The organism is Leucobacter luti (assembly GCF_019464495.1).
GTDB lineage: Bacteria > Actinomycetota > Actinomycetes > Actinomycetales > Microbacteriaceae > Leucobacter > Leucobacter luti_A.
In genome coordinates this window covers 1,821,013-1,835,923 of the sequence record NZ_CP080492.1, presented here as the reverse complement: position 1 = coordinate 1,835,923, position 14,911 = coordinate 1,821,013, and the positions used below count along the sequence as shown (strand labels likewise).

Annotated in this window: 16 protein-coding genes; 9 read left to right on the top strand and 7 right to left on the bottom strand. The window is 66.5% G+C overall.

The window, feature by feature from the left end; translation table 11 throughout:
• Window positions 1–38: 38 nt before the first annotated feature.
• Entirely contained in the window at window positions 39–1,439 is a 1,401-nt protein-coding gene (locus K1X41_RS08230) for a sensor histidine kinase (protein WP_220174360.1), read from the top strand.
• A complete protein-coding gene (locus tag K1X41_RS08225) occupies window positions 1,436–2,092 on the top strand; it encodes a response regulator (RefSeq protein ID WP_220174359.1) in 657 nt (218 codons plus the stop codon). Before K1X41_RS08230 ends, K1X41_RS08225 begins: the two co-directional genes overlap by 4 nt.
• 51 nt (window positions 2,093–2,143) lie before the next feature.
• Here the strand turns inward: K1X41_RS08225 and K1X41_RS08220 are convergent, their stop codons facing one another.
• Window positions 2,144–3,088, bottom strand: coding sequence for a CPBP family intramembrane glutamic endopeptidase (locus tag K1X41_RS08220; protein WP_220174358.1), 945 nt, complete (start codon window positions 3,086–3,088; stop codon window positions 2,144–2,146).
• A gap of 87 nt (window positions 3,089–3,175) precedes the next feature.
• On the bottom strand, window positions 3,176–4,000 hold the full coding sequence (locus K1X41_RS08215) for a M15 family metallopeptidase domain-containing protein (RefSeq protein ID WP_258566384.1): 825 nt from the start codon (window positions 3,998–4,000) through the stop codon (window positions 3,176–3,178).
• A gap of 87 nt (window positions 4,001–4,087) precedes the next feature.
• Between K1X41_RS08215 and K1X41_RS08210 the strand changes: the two genes are divergently transcribed.
• Window positions 4,088–4,765: a response regulator transcription factor gene (locus tag K1X41_RS08210; RefSeq protein WP_220174357.1), complete on the top strand. Its 678-nt coding sequence runs from the start codon at window positions 4,088–4,090 to the stop codon at window positions 4,763–4,765.
• A gap of 26 nt (window positions 4,766–4,791) precedes the next feature.
• On the top strand, window positions 4,792–5,853 hold the full coding sequence (locus tag K1X41_RS08205) for a sensor histidine kinase (protein ID WP_132206815.1): 1,062 nt from the start codon (window positions 4,792–4,794) through the stop codon (window positions 5,851–5,853).
• Window positions 5,854–5,939: 86 nt separating this feature from the next.
• Here K1X41_RS08205 and K1X41_RS08200 read toward each other — a convergent pair whose 3' ends face one another.
• Window positions 5,940–6,788, bottom strand: a complete 849-nt coding sequence (locus K1X41_RS08200) for a siderophore-interacting protein (protein WP_132206814.1) — start codon at window positions 6,786–6,788, stop codon at window positions 5,940–5,942.
• A gap of 136 nt (window positions 6,789–6,924) precedes the next feature.
• On the opposite strand from K1X41_RS08200, the gene K1X41_RS08195 reads away from it, so the two are divergent.
• The 3 genes from K1X41_RS08195 to K1X41_RS08185 are packed head-to-tail and all read left to right on the top strand — an operon-like array spanning window position 6,925 to window position 8,917.
• The gene (locus K1X41_RS08195; RefSeq protein ID WP_132206813.1) at window positions 6,925–7,290 is read left to right on the top strand and encodes a GntR family transcriptional regulator; all 366 of its coding nucleotides are present in this window, start codon (window positions 6,925–6,927) and stop codon (window positions 7,288–7,290) included.
• Window positions 7,287–8,207 carry an ABC transporter ATP-binding protein gene (locus K1X41_RS08190; protein ID WP_133617940.1) on the top strand — a complete coding sequence of 307 codons (921 nt, stop codon included), beginning with the start codon at window positions 7,287–7,289 and terminating at the stop codon, window positions 8,205–8,207. The genes K1X41_RS08195 and K1X41_RS08190 overlap by 4 nt, the downstream gene beginning before the upstream one ends.
• Entirely contained in the window at window positions 8,204–8,917 is a 714-nt protein-coding gene (locus tag K1X41_RS08185; RefSeq protein WP_220174356.1) for a hypothetical protein, read from the top strand. Before K1X41_RS08190 ends, K1X41_RS08185 begins: the two co-directional genes overlap by 4 nt.
• Window positions 8,918–9,055: 138 nt before the next feature.
• Here K1X41_RS08185 and K1X41_RS08180 read toward each other — a convergent pair whose 3' ends face one another.
• Window positions 9,056–10,489: a dicarboxylate/amino acid:cation symporter gene (locus tag K1X41_RS08180; RefSeq protein ID WP_132206810.1), complete on the bottom strand. Its 1,434-nt coding sequence runs from the start codon at window positions 10,487–10,489 to the stop codon at window positions 9,056–9,058.
• Window positions 10,490–10,651: 162 nt separating this feature from the next.
• Between K1X41_RS08180 and K1X41_RS08175 the strand changes: the two genes are divergently transcribed.
• Both K1X41_RS08175 and K1X41_RS08170 read left to right on the top strand, forming a co-directional pair.
• On the top strand, window positions 10,652–11,140 hold the full coding sequence (locus K1X41_RS08175; RefSeq protein WP_132206809.1) for a YajQ family cyclic di-GMP-binding protein: 489 nt from the start codon (window positions 10,652–10,654) through the stop codon (window positions 11,138–11,140).
• A 62-nt stretch (window positions 11,141–11,202) separates the two neighbouring features.
• Complete coding sequence (locus K1X41_RS08170; RefSeq protein ID WP_220174355.1) at window positions 11,203–11,943, top strand: hypothetical protein; 741 nt, start codon at window positions 11,203–11,205, stop codon at window positions 11,941–11,943.
• A 17-nt stretch (window positions 11,944–11,960) separates the two neighbouring features.
• Here the strand turns inward: K1X41_RS08170 and K1X41_RS08165 are convergent, their stop codons facing one another.
• From K1X41_RS08165 to K1X41_RS08155, 3 genes are read right to left on the bottom strand one after another with little or no spacing between them, the layout of a single operon-like run.
• Window positions 11,961–13,166: an ABC transporter permease gene (locus tag K1X41_RS08165; protein WP_133617943.1), complete on the bottom strand. Its 1,206-nt coding sequence runs from the start codon at window positions 13,164–13,166 to the stop codon at window positions 11,961–11,963.
• Window positions 13,163–13,849, bottom strand: a complete 687-nt coding sequence (locus K1X41_RS08160; RefSeq protein WP_133617944.1) for an ABC transporter ATP-binding protein — start codon at window positions 13,847–13,849, stop codon at window positions 13,163–13,165. Before K1X41_RS08160 ends, K1X41_RS08165 begins: the two co-directional genes overlap by 4 nt.
• Window positions 13,846–14,910: a peptidoglycan-binding protein gene (locus K1X41_RS08155; RefSeq protein ID WP_132206806.1), complete on the bottom strand. Its 1,065-nt coding sequence runs from the start codon at window positions 14,908–14,910 to the stop codon at window positions 13,846–13,848. The genes K1X41_RS08160 and K1X41_RS08155 overlap by 4 nt, the downstream gene beginning before the upstream one ends.
• Between the last annotated feature and the right edge of the window lies 1 nt (window position 14,911).

The following is a 14,911-nucleotide window of genomic DNA, read 5'->3' as shown; positions in this document are numbered from 1 at the left end:
CGCACTCGATGTCGGGGGATCATGAGAGAGTGACGTACATGAGCAAGCCCGCGCAGCCCGCCAAGTCCCCGCTGCGGTGGTGGGATCTCGGCGTCGGTGCTGTGTGCATCGTGATGTTGATCCCCGGTGGAGTGGGCGTGGTAAGCCGGCGGGGTGATGCCGCGAATATGCAGCCGTTCGCAGCACTGTTCCCAGAGCTGGGCATACTTGCCGGATTTCTCGTGCTCTATGTGGTCACGATCCGGCCGGCACTGCGTCGCGAGCACGCGGGCCTTCCGCCCGCGGGTCGAGACTGGGTCGCTCTTGCGCTCCTCGCCATTGGGCTCGGTGCGGCGGTAGCGATGAGTCCGGGCTTCGCGACGTTGCAGGCGATTCTCTATCCCATGATCTGGACGATCACTGGGGGAAGCGGACGCCCGCGCGCAGTGCCTATCGGGTGGAGCGCCGCGCTCGCTGCCGCTACAGGGGTCGGCGCATATTTCGCCTACGCGCGGCTCGGGTTCTCCGATGCGGCGTGGTCCGCGGCGATGATCGCCGCGTGCTCGTTCGGCTTCGCGGTGTTCCTGGGGCTGTGGCTCACTCGGGTGTACTCACAGAGTGAGCAGCACCGCTCGCTCGCCGAACGTCTGCGGGAGTCCCAGGCGGAAGTCGCCGCGCTCTCCGAGGCGAGCGGGGCTGCTGCTGAGCGCGAGCGACTCTCACGCGAACTGCATGACACGCTCACACAGACTCTCACCGGGCTCGTGATGCTCAGTGAGCAGGCGGAGCGGGCGCTCCTGGCAGGAGATGCTGAGCGAGCGCTTGAGCGCACTGTCAGAGTGGGGGCCACTGCTCGTGACGCCGTGGGGGAAGCGCGTGCACTGGTTGCCACGACGCAGCCGCTCGGCGAGGGCGAGCTGACCCCGGCGCTTGAGCGCATCGCCGCGCGGCTGCACGCCGACACCGGGCTTGAGGTCGAGTGCTGCTTCGGGCCTGTGCACTTGGACCGCGAACAGGAAGTCGTACTGCTGCGCGCTGCACAGGAGGGGCTCGCGAATGCGCGCCGCCATGCGCATGCAACGCGCGTCGTCCTGGTCTTGGACGAACGCGAATCTAGCAATGCTTCTCTGCCGCCCCGTGTGGTGCTCCGGGTTGAGGACAATGGTGTGGGGCCCGCCGCCGGGCCTGGTCGCGCCTCGGCCTCGGGCTCGGCCTCGGGCACACCGGGCACACCGGGCGCTCGGGAAGCGGGGGCCGGGGGCTTTGGCCTGACCGGCCTTGCGGATCGGGCGCGGGCGCTCGGCGGCGAGATCAATTTCGGCCCGCGCGAGGGCGGAGGCGCGTGTCTTGAGGTATCGCTCACAGGCCGGCAATCTCCTGCCGTGCCCGCAGATCAACGTGTCCGGCCCAGGCGCGCAGCTTCTGCACGCCTCGTCACCCCTGGAAGCGAGGGAGTATGAGCCGCGTCTTTGTGGTCGACGACCACCCGATCGTGCGCGCTGGAATCGTTGGTCTCCTCGAAACCGAAGCCGAAATTACGGTCGTCGGCGAGGCCGCGTCGGGAGAAAATGCACTTGAGCTGCTCGCGGATGCGCGTCCCGACGTTGTGTTGATGGACCTCCGCATGCCGGGCCTTGGCGGAGTCGAAGCAACGAGGCGCATCACCCGGGGTGAGTATCCCGGCTCCGAACGGGTGCCTGCAGGGCCAGGAGTGCTGGTCTTCACGACCTACGAGGATGACGAGCAGATTCTCTCAGCGATCGAAGCGGGCGCGAGCGGATACCTCGTCAAGGCGGCGCCGGCTGCCGAGCTGATTGCTGGGGTGCGAGCGGTCGCTGCTGGCCACACCGTGCTGGCCCCGTCTATCGCAGCGCAGCTCGTTGCTCGGGTGCGCGAGCCGGTCGAGCCGGTCGAGGCGCCGCGGCTCACGCCACGAGAGACGGAGATCCTTGCACTTGTGGCTCAGGGATACAGCAACCCGTCGATCGCAGCGCGGCTGGTGATTGGGGAGTCGACGGTGAAAACGCATCTGCTTCACGTGTTCGAGAAACTCGAGGTGTCGGATCGCACCCGCGCGGTCACCCGCGCGATGGAGTGGGGGATCCTGCCGTAGCCTGGCATATCCACAAGTTGTTCACAACGTTATCCCCAGGCTGTGGATGAATTACACCGGTGTAGTTTCATCGTGTCCCCGACGTGCGCGCCACACACGCCACGCGATCGCGACGCCGATCAGATAGACCGCCGTCGTCACCAGGCTTCCTTCAAGGCCGAAGCTGCCGCCGGAGATCAGTTCGTTCGTCGATCCTGAACTCGTGATCGTGAAGAGAGAGTCCGCAGCGGCGTTGCCGGAGACTGCCACGCCGAACAGATTGCCCTGCGCCCAGTTCCACACTCCGTGCATCGCGCAGATGCCCCACAGGCTCCCGTCGGCCAGCGACAGGAAGCTCGCGAAGCTCGCAAACAGCAGTAGGTTCACCACGGGAAGCACCCCCACTCCGGCGTTCGCGCCGTGAATCGCGGCAAATACCACGGCCTGGGTGATGACCGCAGCCACAAGCCCCCAGCGTCGTGCGACGGCCTGGGTGAGGAAGCCGCGAAGCAGGATCTCCTCGGCGCTCCCCTGCACCAGAAACGCCGCGAGCATCAGGAAAATAAAGGTAGCGCCCGCACCGCTGGGCGCCGCCCAACTGAGCTGCACCTCGCCGAGTGCGAGCGGGACGAGGAGGCACACGATGAGCATCGCGAGGCCGATTCCCGCGCCGCGGAGAGCGACCCGGAGGGCTCCGCGGCGCGACTCAAAGCCGAGCGACGCGAACGGCCGTTGTTCTTTCGCGCGAACCCACAGCCACAGCACTCCAATCGTCAACGCGAACGACAGGAGTAGGACACTCAGCCGCACGCGCTCGTGGGTTTCGGCGAGCGCTGGCTCACTGGCTGCGCCGGCCGGTGAGGCTCCGGTGAGCGAGTCCGCGATCGTGATGCCAACGGTGGGGATCGTCTGCGCCAGGAGCGCGATGAAGAGCACCACGAACGCCATGATGATGCCTGTGGGGCGCTGCGCCCGGAGCATCCCGGCGGTGGGTGCCGGGAGGGTGCGAACGTTCATGATATTGAGACTCCGTCCAGAGTTGGTCGTAGTCACCTTACACTGTCCACAAGCTATCCCCAGGGCTGTCCACAGGCTGTGGATGAATTACAGCTGTGTAATTCGAGCCAGCGATTGGCGCTCTGAGCGCGGCTCACGACGACCCGCACGTGTTCGGGTGCAGCGTCGATCCTTTTGCACGGACGCCCGCTCTGGTGAGGCCCCGTGCGAGCCGTGGCAGGCGTGATTACTGCAATCGCGGGTCGTAGCTCGGATCCCAGTAGAGCTCGGGACAGCCGGTTGTCGCAGCGTTGGGACGCAGCTCGAAGTGCCACGGCTCATTGTCATACACCTGGCAGAGGCCAAACTGGGCTCCATTGTCGGCGACCCATTGCGCCGCGTCCCACGGCCCGACGTCGACCGCTTCGCCAGAGACGTGCACGGACTTCTCCGGGAGGCCACCCAGCGCGCGGCCTCCGCTTCCGAGCCGTACTCTGCAATGGCATCCACGCGCAGCTGCTGCTGGTACGCGGGCGAGCGCCAGCCGCTCGTCACGGTCATCGTGATGCCCTCGGCTTCGGCCGCGCGCGCTGCCTCGCGCAGCGCGCTCAGCAGTTCGGGAGCGAGCCCGGTCACGCCAGGCTGTGCATCGTCGAATGGTGTGGTGCCGTCGGGCAGGAGGCCGTCGACGTCGCCGGATCCGGTTGGCCCAGCTCCAGCGCCGCGTGCGTCGACAGATCCGGATCCGCCACCCTCCTCTCCAGCCACCTGCGTGCCGGCTTTCCCTTCGCGTGCGGCCCCGGCGATGGCTGGCGCTGCAACCTGGGCGACTGCGACCCCCGCAATGAGCGCGAGGAGAGATGCCGCCCCGGCGATGATGAGGGCGGGCACGAGTGCTTTGCGGAACCTGAGGCCGCGTGATTCGTAACGCATAGAGCCAGTTCACCGCGTGCCATGTTGCCAGCGCGTACACGGTTTTCGATACACCAACGATAGGTCTCGGATCGTACGATGGGTCCCATGCGCGTACTACTCGTCGAGGACGAGCCTGATCTGGCTTCCGCGATCCGTGATGGGCTCAGGCTTGAGGCGATCGCGGCCGATGTTGCGGGCGACGGTGACACTGCGCTCGAGTTACTCAGCATCAACGACTACGACATCGCTGTGCTCGACCGCGATATTCCCGGCCCCTCGGGTGACGACGTGGCAGCAAGCATCGTCGCGTCCGGCGTTGGCACACCGATTCTGATGCTCACCGCCGCGGATCGCCTGGACGATAAGGCGTCTGGGTTCGAGCTCGGTGCGGACGACTATCTGACGAAGCCCTTCGCGCTGCAAGAACTGGTGCTGCGCTTGCGCGCGCTGGATCGGCGCCGCGCACACCACCGGCCGCCTGTGCGCGAGATTGCTGGCCTCACCCTCGACCCATTCCGGCGCGAGGTGTATCGGGACGGGCGCTATATTGCGCTCACGCGCAAGCAGTTTGCGGTGCTAGAGGTGCTCGTCGCCGCTGAAGGCGGAGTGATGAGCGCTGAGACTCTGCTGGAGCGGGCGTGGGATGAGAACGCTGACCCGTTCACCAACGCGGTGCGAATCACGGTGTCTGCGCTCCGGAAACGGCTCGGGGAGCCGTGGCTGATCGCCACGGTGCCCGGAGTTGGGTATCGGATTGATGTGGGGACCGGGGGCGCCGAGTGACGCCAGGGCTGGGGCGTCCGCGCGGCATGAGTGCGCGGCTGAAGCTCACGCTGAGCTATGCCGGATTTCTGATGGTCGCCGGGATGCTCCTGCTCCTGGTGGTGTGGGCCTTCTTGCTGCGATATGTGCCGCCGGACGCCGCAGCGCTCCCGGACGGGTTTATGCCCGGTCGCGACGACTTGGTGCGCGCGTTTCGACCGGCCGCGCTGTGGGCGTTGGTGTTTTTGCTCCTGCTCGGACTCGTCGGCGGTTGGCTACTCGCCGGACGGATGCTGTCCCCGCTCACGCGGATCACACAGGCCGCACGGGCGGCCGGCGCCGGTGCCCTCTCCACGCGGGTCGCGCTTGAGGGCCCGCAAGACGAGTTTCGCGAACTCGCCGACAGCTTCGATGCGATGCTCGCACAGCTGGAAGCGCATGTCTCAGAGCAGCAGCGCTTTGCTGCGAACGCATCACATGAATTGCGCACACCGCTCGCGATTACGCGCGCGCAGCTTGATGTTGCGCGCAAAGACCCGGATTGCGACAGCCCCGAACTCGTGGCGCGTCTCACTGCGGTCAACGATCGCGCGATTGAGCTGACTGAGGCGCTCCTGCTTCTCAGCCGGAGCGGCCAGCGCTCGTTCACGCATGAGCGGGTCGACCTCTCGCTGCTCGCAGAAGAGGCGACGGAGACACTGCTGCCGCTCGCCGAGCAGCACGGAGTCACCCTCGTGGCGGTGGGCGAGGCTGCGCATGCCGCCGGATCGCCGGCATTGCTGCTCCAGGTCACGATGAATCTGGTGCACAACGCGATCGTGCACAACCTCAGCGCGGGCGGGGCGGTGTGGGTCACCACTAGCACCGCCCCAGAGGCCGCTGAGCTCACCGTCACAAGCACTGGCGCCGCGCTTGATCCCGCAACCGTGGCGACGTTGACCGAGCCATTCCAGCGAGGGGCTGAGCGCCGTCGCACTGAACGCCCCGGAGTCGGGCTCGGCCTCGCGATTGTGCAGAGTATCGTGCGCGCACACGACGGCGAGTTGACCCTCACGCCGCTTGAGCCGGGTGGCCTGCGGGTCTCGGTGCGGCTCCCAGTAGCTCGATAATGTGCGGGTAGCGGGTAGCGGGTAGCGGGTAGCGGGTAGCGGGTAGCGGGTAGCGGGTAGCGGGCAGCGGCCGCGTTGCCGAGGGGCTATTTCTGGCGCCAGTAGCCGCAGAAGGTGACATCAGCCTTCGCCACGCCGCGCTCTGCAACGAGGGCGCGGCGACCACCGGTGGCGAGTTGCTGCTCGCCGGCAACAAACGCACGGAACTCGCGATTGCTCGGCGTTGGATCCCATGCCGGCAGATTGCGCAGGCGTTCCAGCGCCGCAGTGCCCGGGCGGTCGTGGGGTGAGCGCGTGAGCCAGTGCACTGCGACCCCGTCCGGGGCGTGCAGAGGCTGTCGGTCCGCGGGATCAGGCACCTCGATCAACGCATCGCCGGTGGCGTCTCGCGGAAGATCCCGCAGAATTCCAGCTACGGCCGGAAGCGCGCTCTCGTCCCCTGCGAGGACGATGTGGGGGGCTGCGCCTCTCGTTGGCCGGTAGCCACAGCCCTGATCGATGAGAGCGACGCGGGCTCCTTGGGGGAGGGAGGCGGCCCAGGGGCCGGCGATGCCTGCGTCGTGCGCCGATCCGGCGCTGGGGTCGTGCGGAGCCCCGTGCACCACACAGTCGACATCGATCTCACCGGCCTCTGCGCGGAATTCTCGCACGGTGTAGCTGCGGATCGCGGGCCTGGTGGCTTTCGGCAGGGTGAGGTAGCGCAGGTAACCTCGCATGTCGAAGCGCTCTGAGAGGCGATCAAACCGTGTGGTGTCGCCTGCAACGGGGATCGCGAGCCGGAACCACTGGTCGAAGCCAATGTGGCGCCACTGTCGCAGCTCGGGGCCGACGAGCGTGAGGCGCACGAAGCTTGGCGAAATGCGCTCGGCGCGCCCCACTTCCGCGGTGACGAGGCCGGTGTCGGCGTGGCTAATGGCAATATTTTGTGCTGGCATACCGGCTTCCTGGCGCGTGAATGGGGCGAGATGTAGGCGCCCCTCACAATCATCCGATGAATGTCGGTGCTTGACAACCCCGACTCGAACCACCTAGGTTCATTAGTGAAGTAACTAACCAATGAAGGAGGTGGGAGTGTTTGATGACACGAGGCCGATATTTCTCCAGCTGGCCGACCGCTTATCTGACGAGATCCTGACCGGCGTGTACGCCGAAGAGGAGCAAGTTCCCTCTACAAACGAGTTCGCCGCGCACCTGCGCATCAACCCCGCGACCGCGGGAAAAGGACTGAATCTCCTTGTAGATCAGGGCGTGCTGTACAAGAAGCGCGGCATCGGCATGTTCGTTGCTCCCGGAGCACGCGCCCAGATCGCGGCCGGCCGCCACACCGCCTTCGTCACAGACTTCGTCGATCCACTCATTGCTGAAGCGACACGGCTCGGGCTCAGCACTGACGACATCATCACCCTCATCTCCGAGAAAGGGGAGGCAGCATCATGACCACGACAGCCATACAGACCCGCGGACTCACGCGACGTTATAGCGGGGGAATCGCGCTTGACGACGTCACGCTCGACATCCAGGCAAATGTCATCACCGGACTACTCGGACGCAATGGCGCTGGGAAGACCACGCTGATGGCGCTCATCACCGCGCAGGATCGGCCGGGATCCGGCACGATCCGCGTCGCGGGGCACGAACCGTTCGAGAACGCGGCCGCCATCGAGCAGATGTGTTTTGTGCGTGACAACCAGCGCTATCCGGACGACTACAAATTGAAGCACGCAATCCGCGCTGCGGCGGTGTTCTATCCGAACTGGTCGCAGGAGGTCGCGGACCGCTTGATCGCGCGGTTCCGGATCCCGACGAAGCCGGTCGTGAAGAAGTTTTCGCGCGGCCAGCTCTCGGCGCTCGGCATCGTGCTCGGCCTCGCATCGCGCGCCCCCATTACCTTCTTCGATGAGCCGTATCTCGGGCTGGACGCTACGGCGCGCGGAGTGTTCTATGACGAGCTGCTGCACGACTATGCGGAGCATCCGCGCACGATCGTGCTCTCAACGCACCTCATCGACGAGATGGACCGGCTGCTTGAACGCGTCATCATCCTCGAACAGGGCCGCGTGGTGCAGCACGCCGATGTCGAAGCACTGCGTGGCGGCGCCCACCAGATCGCGGGCAAGGCGGGTGCGCTCGAACAATATCTTGGCGGTCGCGACGTGCTGTCCCGCCGCGGGCTCGGCGGGCTCGCGTCGGCTGTGGTGAATGGCGCGCCAGCGGCGGCAGATCGCACGCTCGCCGCGGAGCTCGGGCTGGAGATGAGCTCGGTCTCACTGCAAGAACTCGTGGCCGCATATGGCTTTGATCATGCGGCAGCGGAAGCCTCGGAATCGGTATCTCAGGAAAGGAGAGCCGCATGAACCGCGCGCTCAAAGTGACCAGGCTACACATGAACCGGCTCGACAATTTCTTTGCGACCCCGGCAATGATCCTGGGGCTCGTACTGATCGTCTCGATCATTATTGCCCTCGCGATTCAGCGCGCCACTGGTCTGACCGGGGGCGGTGCCGAGTACATCGATGGTGCGCGCATGAACATGGGCGTGGTGTGGTCGCTGCCTGGCTTCCTGATCTACTACGGAGTGCAGGCGGTGGCCACGACCTACCCGTTCGCCCTCGCGCTCGGGACCACCCGCCGGAACTTCATTGTCGGCACGATGCTCTCGAATGTCTTGCAGTCCGCCTATGTTGCCGTGCTGCTCGTCGCGCTGTTGGGTGTCGAGCTCGCCACGGGGCACTGGTTCTCGAATACCTATGTACTCGACACCTATGCTGTCGGCGCGGGGAACCCCTGGATCCTCGGCGCAACAGGGTTCATCGGCGTGCTGTTCTGCCTCACGATCGGTGGCTTCTTCGGAGCGGTCTGGGTGCGGTTCGGAGCGAAGGGGCCCGCGATCGTCGGCATCTCGTTTGGCCTCGCGCTCGCCTTCCTGCTGTTGATCCTGGCGCCGAACCTCGGGGAAATACTTGCGAATGCGACTCGCGGTTGGTTTGCGCTGATCGCGTGCTGCGTGATCGTCGCGGCGTTGGTCGCCACCTGGTTCGCGATGCGTCGCGCCTCGGTGCGGTAGATGCTTGGGGGCGGCTGATCGCAGAGCTGACCCCCAAGTGAACTACTGACCCTCAAATTGAGCGATATTCGCTTCATTCGAGGGTCAGTAGCTCACTTGGGGGTCAGTTGTGGCTTTGCGGCCGTATGCGGTGAGGGGCTAGCGGGTGGCCGGCTCCGCGGCGTCCGCTGCATCGGCGGCGTTGGCCGCTGCGAGTTCAGCGTCCACATCGTCGTTGTCGAAAGCCTGGCCGCGACGAGGCGCGTTGTAGAGGTCCATATCGATGATCCCCTCGCGCTTGGCGACGATTGCCGGCACGAGTGCCTGGCCAGCGACGTTCACCGCAGTGCGTCCCATGTCGATGATCGGGTCGACGGCGAGCAGCAGGCCAACGCCCTCGAGCGGCAGGCCCAGTGTGGAGAGCGTCAGCGTGAGCATCACGGTCGCACCGGTGGTGCCGGCCGTAGCTGCCGAACCCACCACGGAGACGAGGACGATGAGCAAGTACTGCACGATCGTCAGTTCAATGCCGAAGAACTGGGCAATGAAAATCGCAGCCACTGCCGGGTAGATCGCCGCGCACCCGTCCATCTTGGTGGTCGCGCCAAGCGGCACGGCGAAGGACGCGTAGCCGCGGGGGACGCCAAGGTTGCGCTCGGTCACCCGCTGCGTCAGCGGGAGAGTGCCGATCGAGGAGCGGCTGACAAAGCCAAGCTGCACCGCTGGCCACACGCCTGAGAAGTACTGTTTCACGGAGAGGCCGTGCGCGCGCACCAGGATCGGGTACACCACGAACAGGACGAGGGCGAGGCCCACGTAGAGCACCGCGACAAACCAGGTCAGCGATCCCATCTTGCTCCAGCCGTATTCGGCAACAGCGTTACCGATCAGTCCGACGGTGCCGAGCGGGGCGATGCGGATGATCCACCACAGCACCTTCTGGATGACGGCAAGTGCGGACTCAGTGAGGCGGATGAACGGTTCGGCCTTCTCGCCGATCTTCAGTGCGGCGATGCCGACCGCGGCGGAGATCACGATGACCTGGAGCACGTTGAAGCTCGGGCTCGCACTCAGTGCGCCCGTCTCAGCATCGACGGAGCCGCCGACCGTGAGGCCGAGGAAGTTGCCGGGTACGAGGCCGGTGAGGAAGTTCCACCAGGTGCCAACGGTGTACGGGTCGCTCGTGGCGAGCTCGGTCTGCGAGGCTGAGGCGCCTGGCTGCAGTGTTACACCGAGCACGATGCCGATCGTGACCGCGATGAGGGCGGTGATGGCGAACCAGAGCAGCGTCTGGCCGGCGAGGCGGGCCGCGTTCGTGACCTTGCGCAGGCCGACGATACTCGACACGATCGCTGTGAAGATCAGAGGAACCACGGCGGCGCGCAACAGCGACACATAGCTGCCGCCGATGGTGGCGAGCGTTGCGTGGAGTCCGTTGGGGTTGTCCTCAGCGTCGGGCCCGAGCGACATAGCGATCCCGCCGAGGACAAGGCCGAGGACGAGCGCCGCGAGGATCTGCCACCCGAAAGAGGTGACCCAGCGGGGGAGTCTGCGGGCGGGCTGGGCGGTGACCGATGCGGTCTGTTGCGACATACGAGCTGGATCCTTCGAACGGGGTGGAGCGATTGGTGCGATGGCGGGTCGGCGCTGATGGTCGTGGTACGGCGCGGGCCAACGAAGAGTGTAGCAACATATTCACTCCAGTTATTCCATCTATTAGGAACCGTGGCCGCGCGGGATCGGTATGCTGAGGGCATGGCTGATTCTTCGTTTGACGTGGTGAGCAAGATCGATTCCATGGAGGTCGAGAACGCGATTAACCAGGCCCGCAAGGAGGTCGAGCAGCGCTACGACTTCAAGGGTGTGGGTGCGGACATCTCCCTGAGTGGTGAGACGATCCTGATAAAGGCGAACACCGAGGAGCGCGCGAATGCGGTGCTCGATGTGCTCCAGTCCAAGTTCATCAAGCGCTCGCTCTCGCTGAAGTCGCTCGAAACCGGCGAGCCCTACCCGAGCGGCAAGGAATACCGCATCGAGTCGAAGCTCAAAGAGGGCATCGACCAGGCCACCGCGAAGAAGCTGAACAAGCTGATCCGCGATGAGGGACCCAAGAGTGTGAAGTCGCAGATCCAGGGCGATGAACTGCGGGTCTCCTCCAAGAGCCGCGATGATCTGCAGGCGACGATGGCGCTGCTCAAAGGCGCCGATATCGACGTTGCGCTGCAGTTTGTGAACTACCGCTAGACGCGGCAGCTGTTCCGCAGCGCACGTTCTGCGATGGCGGTGGCCAGGGAAATGGGGAACTCATGAAGACACGGATCGCTCCGCTCCTTGCGGCGGCAGTGCTCTCGATCGGGATGCTCGGGCTCAGCGCCTGCGCGCCTGAGCCGACGACCCCGGATCCCAAGCCGACCGCGACGGCGAAGCCGACGCCGAGCCCGACGGCAACGCCCACACCAACGGCGACTCCGACGCCCACGCCGACGCCGACCCCGGAACCCTGGGAACGCTTCACCGATGTGCGCATGTCGCAGTCGTTCGAGGTGCCGCCAGGCTGGGAAGTCGAGGACATCGGCACCCCGAACGACATGGGCATCGTGCAGTTCGGGGTGTTCGACCCGGCAGGGGTGCAGCGGCTCTACTTCGCCAACGCGCTGCAGGGTCTCGGAGGTGCGTGCGGCGAGCTGCCGCAGCAGATCGTCGAAGAGCTGGACTCTCAGCCCGTCGAGATCCCCGGCTACGTTGCCGCACCTGACGGGGTCACCCAGCTCGTCGCGCCTCGGGTGGTGTTCCGCGCGGCCCAGGTCGCGGAGGGCGTCATCGCGAGCCTGTCCCTCGCCGATGACGTGCCGCCGCAGTCCTGTATGTACTACAACATGCTGCACACGGATGGTGGCCTCACGGCGTTCGCGACCAAGGTGCAGGTCGACACCTCTGATCCGCAGGCGCAGTGGCTATTTGGATCGATGGATGAGGCGCGCGCGTACATGCAGACTGAGGACTACGCGCTGCTCGTGCGCACTCTGGCCTCGTTCCGGATCGCGTAGCCCTCAGCGCTCGGACACTATCCGCTGAGCGCGGCCGTCGGGGACACCCTGGCAGCTCGCCACGCTGGGGACAGCCCTGCGAGTGCACCCACGACGAGTGTGGCGCCGACGGCTGCGCCCGGGACCAGGAGCGGCAGGGCAAACGGCCAGCCATTGGCTCCCGCGAACGCGAGCGTGATCAACGCGCCGAGACCGGCCCCAAAGACGCCGCCCAGTGCGGAAAGCACGAGCGCCTCGCCGAGGAACTGACGCCGAATGTGTGCGCGCCTGGCGCCAATTGCACGCCGAAGACCGATCTCCTGGCGGCGTTCCATGACGGAAATGATCATCGTGTTTGCCACTCCGATCCCTCCCACGAGCAGGCCGAGCGAGCCCAGACCGAGCAGCAATCCGGTGAACGTCTCGTCCGCCGCGCCCTTCGCTGCGAGCGCGTCTGAGGGCCGCGAAACTTTCACGGCCTCTGGCTGTTCCGGGCCGAGCGTCTGCGGCAGCAGCTCCCGCGTCTTCGGCACGGCGTCCTCCGCTGCCCTGACGTAGAGCCGGGTGAGCGCGCCGTCGAAGCCGAGCCGCTCCTGCGCGACCGCGGAGCTGACCAGCGCCGCGGTGTCGAGCTCTGGCGCGAGCACAACGGGGTCCAGGATCCCGATCACCGAGAACTGCTGATCTCCGAGCCAGATCAGGGAGCCGGGCCGCTCGATCCCCAGCTGCTGCGCCGCGGCCGATCCGAGCACGACCGTGGGGAACGCCGCGGTTGCCTCAGTGAACCATGCGCCGGCGCGGAGCTCGGCCGCGAGCGCTGAGCGCAGCTCGAGGTCGGCCGCGCGCACGGAGAGCCCGCCACTGCGCGCGGCCGGAATCAGGTTGCTGCGGTAGACGCGCGTGTCTGGCACCTCGCCTGCGCCGGCAGCCTCGAGCACACCGGCGATGCGCTGCACCCGCCCGGTCGCGTCGGTCGGCAGCGGAGTTTCCCGCCCGAACAGGTCGGTGCCCGACTCGACGGTCAACAGGTTCGTGCCGAGCGCGTCGAGCTGCTGCTGCAGTTTTGCTTGGCTCGATGCGGAGATGCCAAGGACAGCGACCATCGCTGCGATCCCGATCGCGATGCCGAGCGCTGAGAGGATCGCGCGCAGCGGCCTGGAGCGGAGCCCCGAGGTGCTGAGCGCGAGCAAATCTGTCAGTCGCAACCGCGAGCGCGGCGGCATTCCTGCTGGGGTGGGGGTCATTCGTGCGCTCCCTCTTCGTGGTGCCCGTCGTCCTGGAGCCGGCCATCGATCACGCGTACGCGGCGTGGTAGCGAGGACGCGAGCTCGCGGTCGTGGGTAATCATGACGATCGTCGTGCCGTCACCGTTGAGCTGATGCAGCAGGTCCATGACGCTGGCACCAGCGGCCTGATCGAGGTTCCCAGTCGGCTCATCCGCGAGGAGGATGAGCGGCTGCCCCACGGTGGCCCTGGCGATCGCCACCCGCTGCCGCTCGCCGCCGGAGAGCTCGTGCGGCCGATGGCGCAGGCGGTGCCCGAGCCCGACCCGCTCCAGCGCCTCGGTTGCCGCACGCCGCCGCGCTGCGCGAGACGCGCCGCGATACAGCAGCCCGTCACTCACGTTCTCCAGCGCAGAGCGGCCATCGGTGAGGTGGAACTGCTGGAATACGAAGCCGATGTGGTGGCCGCGCACATCGGCGAGCGCGTTGTCGCTGAGCGCACCGACATCGTGCCCCGCGATCCGCACGCTGCCGGACGTTGGCCGATCGAGTGTGCCGAGGATGTTGAGCAGAGTCGATTTGCCGGAGCCCGACGGCCCGACAATCCCGAGAAACTCGCCTGGTAAAACGCGCAGATCGATGCCGCGCAGCACGTCGGTCGGCGGGCTCCCAAAGCTGCGTGTGATCCCCTCCAGCGCGATCATGACTCCGCCACCACGACGACGGTGCCGCCGTCGATGCCCTCACCCGAGACCTCGACGAGACCGCCGGCGAACAGACCGGTCTCAACCGGTACCTGCCGGGTCGCCCGTTTCCCAGACTGCACAACCTCGACGCCGTAGCCCCCGCCCGGGAGCGCGAGCAGGGCACCGACGGGAACCGAGAGCACATTTTCACGTGTCTCACTCGTGAACGACACCCGGACCGTGGCGCGGTCGATCGTTGCGGCGGCATCCGGATCATCGAGAGTGACGGTGACGGGCACGACGGGCGGGGTGTCCCCGCCGCCCTGTGCGTCTTTCTCGGGCTCGCGCGGGGGCTCGACCGCGGTGATGGTGCCGGCCGTCTTCGTGCCGCCTGGCAGTTCGATCTCAACCGCGGCGCCCACCACGGCGAGTTTTTGCTGGGCAAGCTTGAGGTTCACGGTCACGCTTTTCCCGAGATCCGTGACGCGCAGGATCGCGGTGCCCGGTGCGGTGGGAGCGCCGGTCGCGAGTTCCGCTGCGGCGACGCGCAGTGGGCCGGGGGCGAAGTGAATCTCACCCAAGCCGATCTCGCCGGTCACCGTGCGCCCGGTGCCCTCCTGCCAGAGCCGGATCCCGACCCGCGTGTTCTCATCAAACACCTCGTCGGCGTCTGCCCAGAAATACCCCAGCTCGGCGAGAGATGCTTCGAGCTGCTGCACGTCAGGGCCGTTTGACATGCCGAGCGCGAAGTCGCGCCACTGCGGGAGCGAGCCGGAGAAGAGCACCACGGGCACGTTATCGACCGCGAAGAGCTCTCCGCCGACGGCCACAGTTGATCCGGCAGCCGCGAGCGAGGTCAGCGTGCCAGCCCCGCCTGAGATTGTGCGCTCTCCGGTGTGGCCGAGCGCGCCCTGCACGAGGGTCTGCTCAGAGAGGTCGCCGCGGACGATCTCCGCCGTGTTGCGCGGCGGGGGTTTCTCTGCCGCAGGTGCCGCGGCCGGGCGCAGCAGGACGAAACCGGTTGTCGCGAGCCCTGCGACGGCGACTGCGGCTGCGGCGACGATCCAGATTTTCCGCATC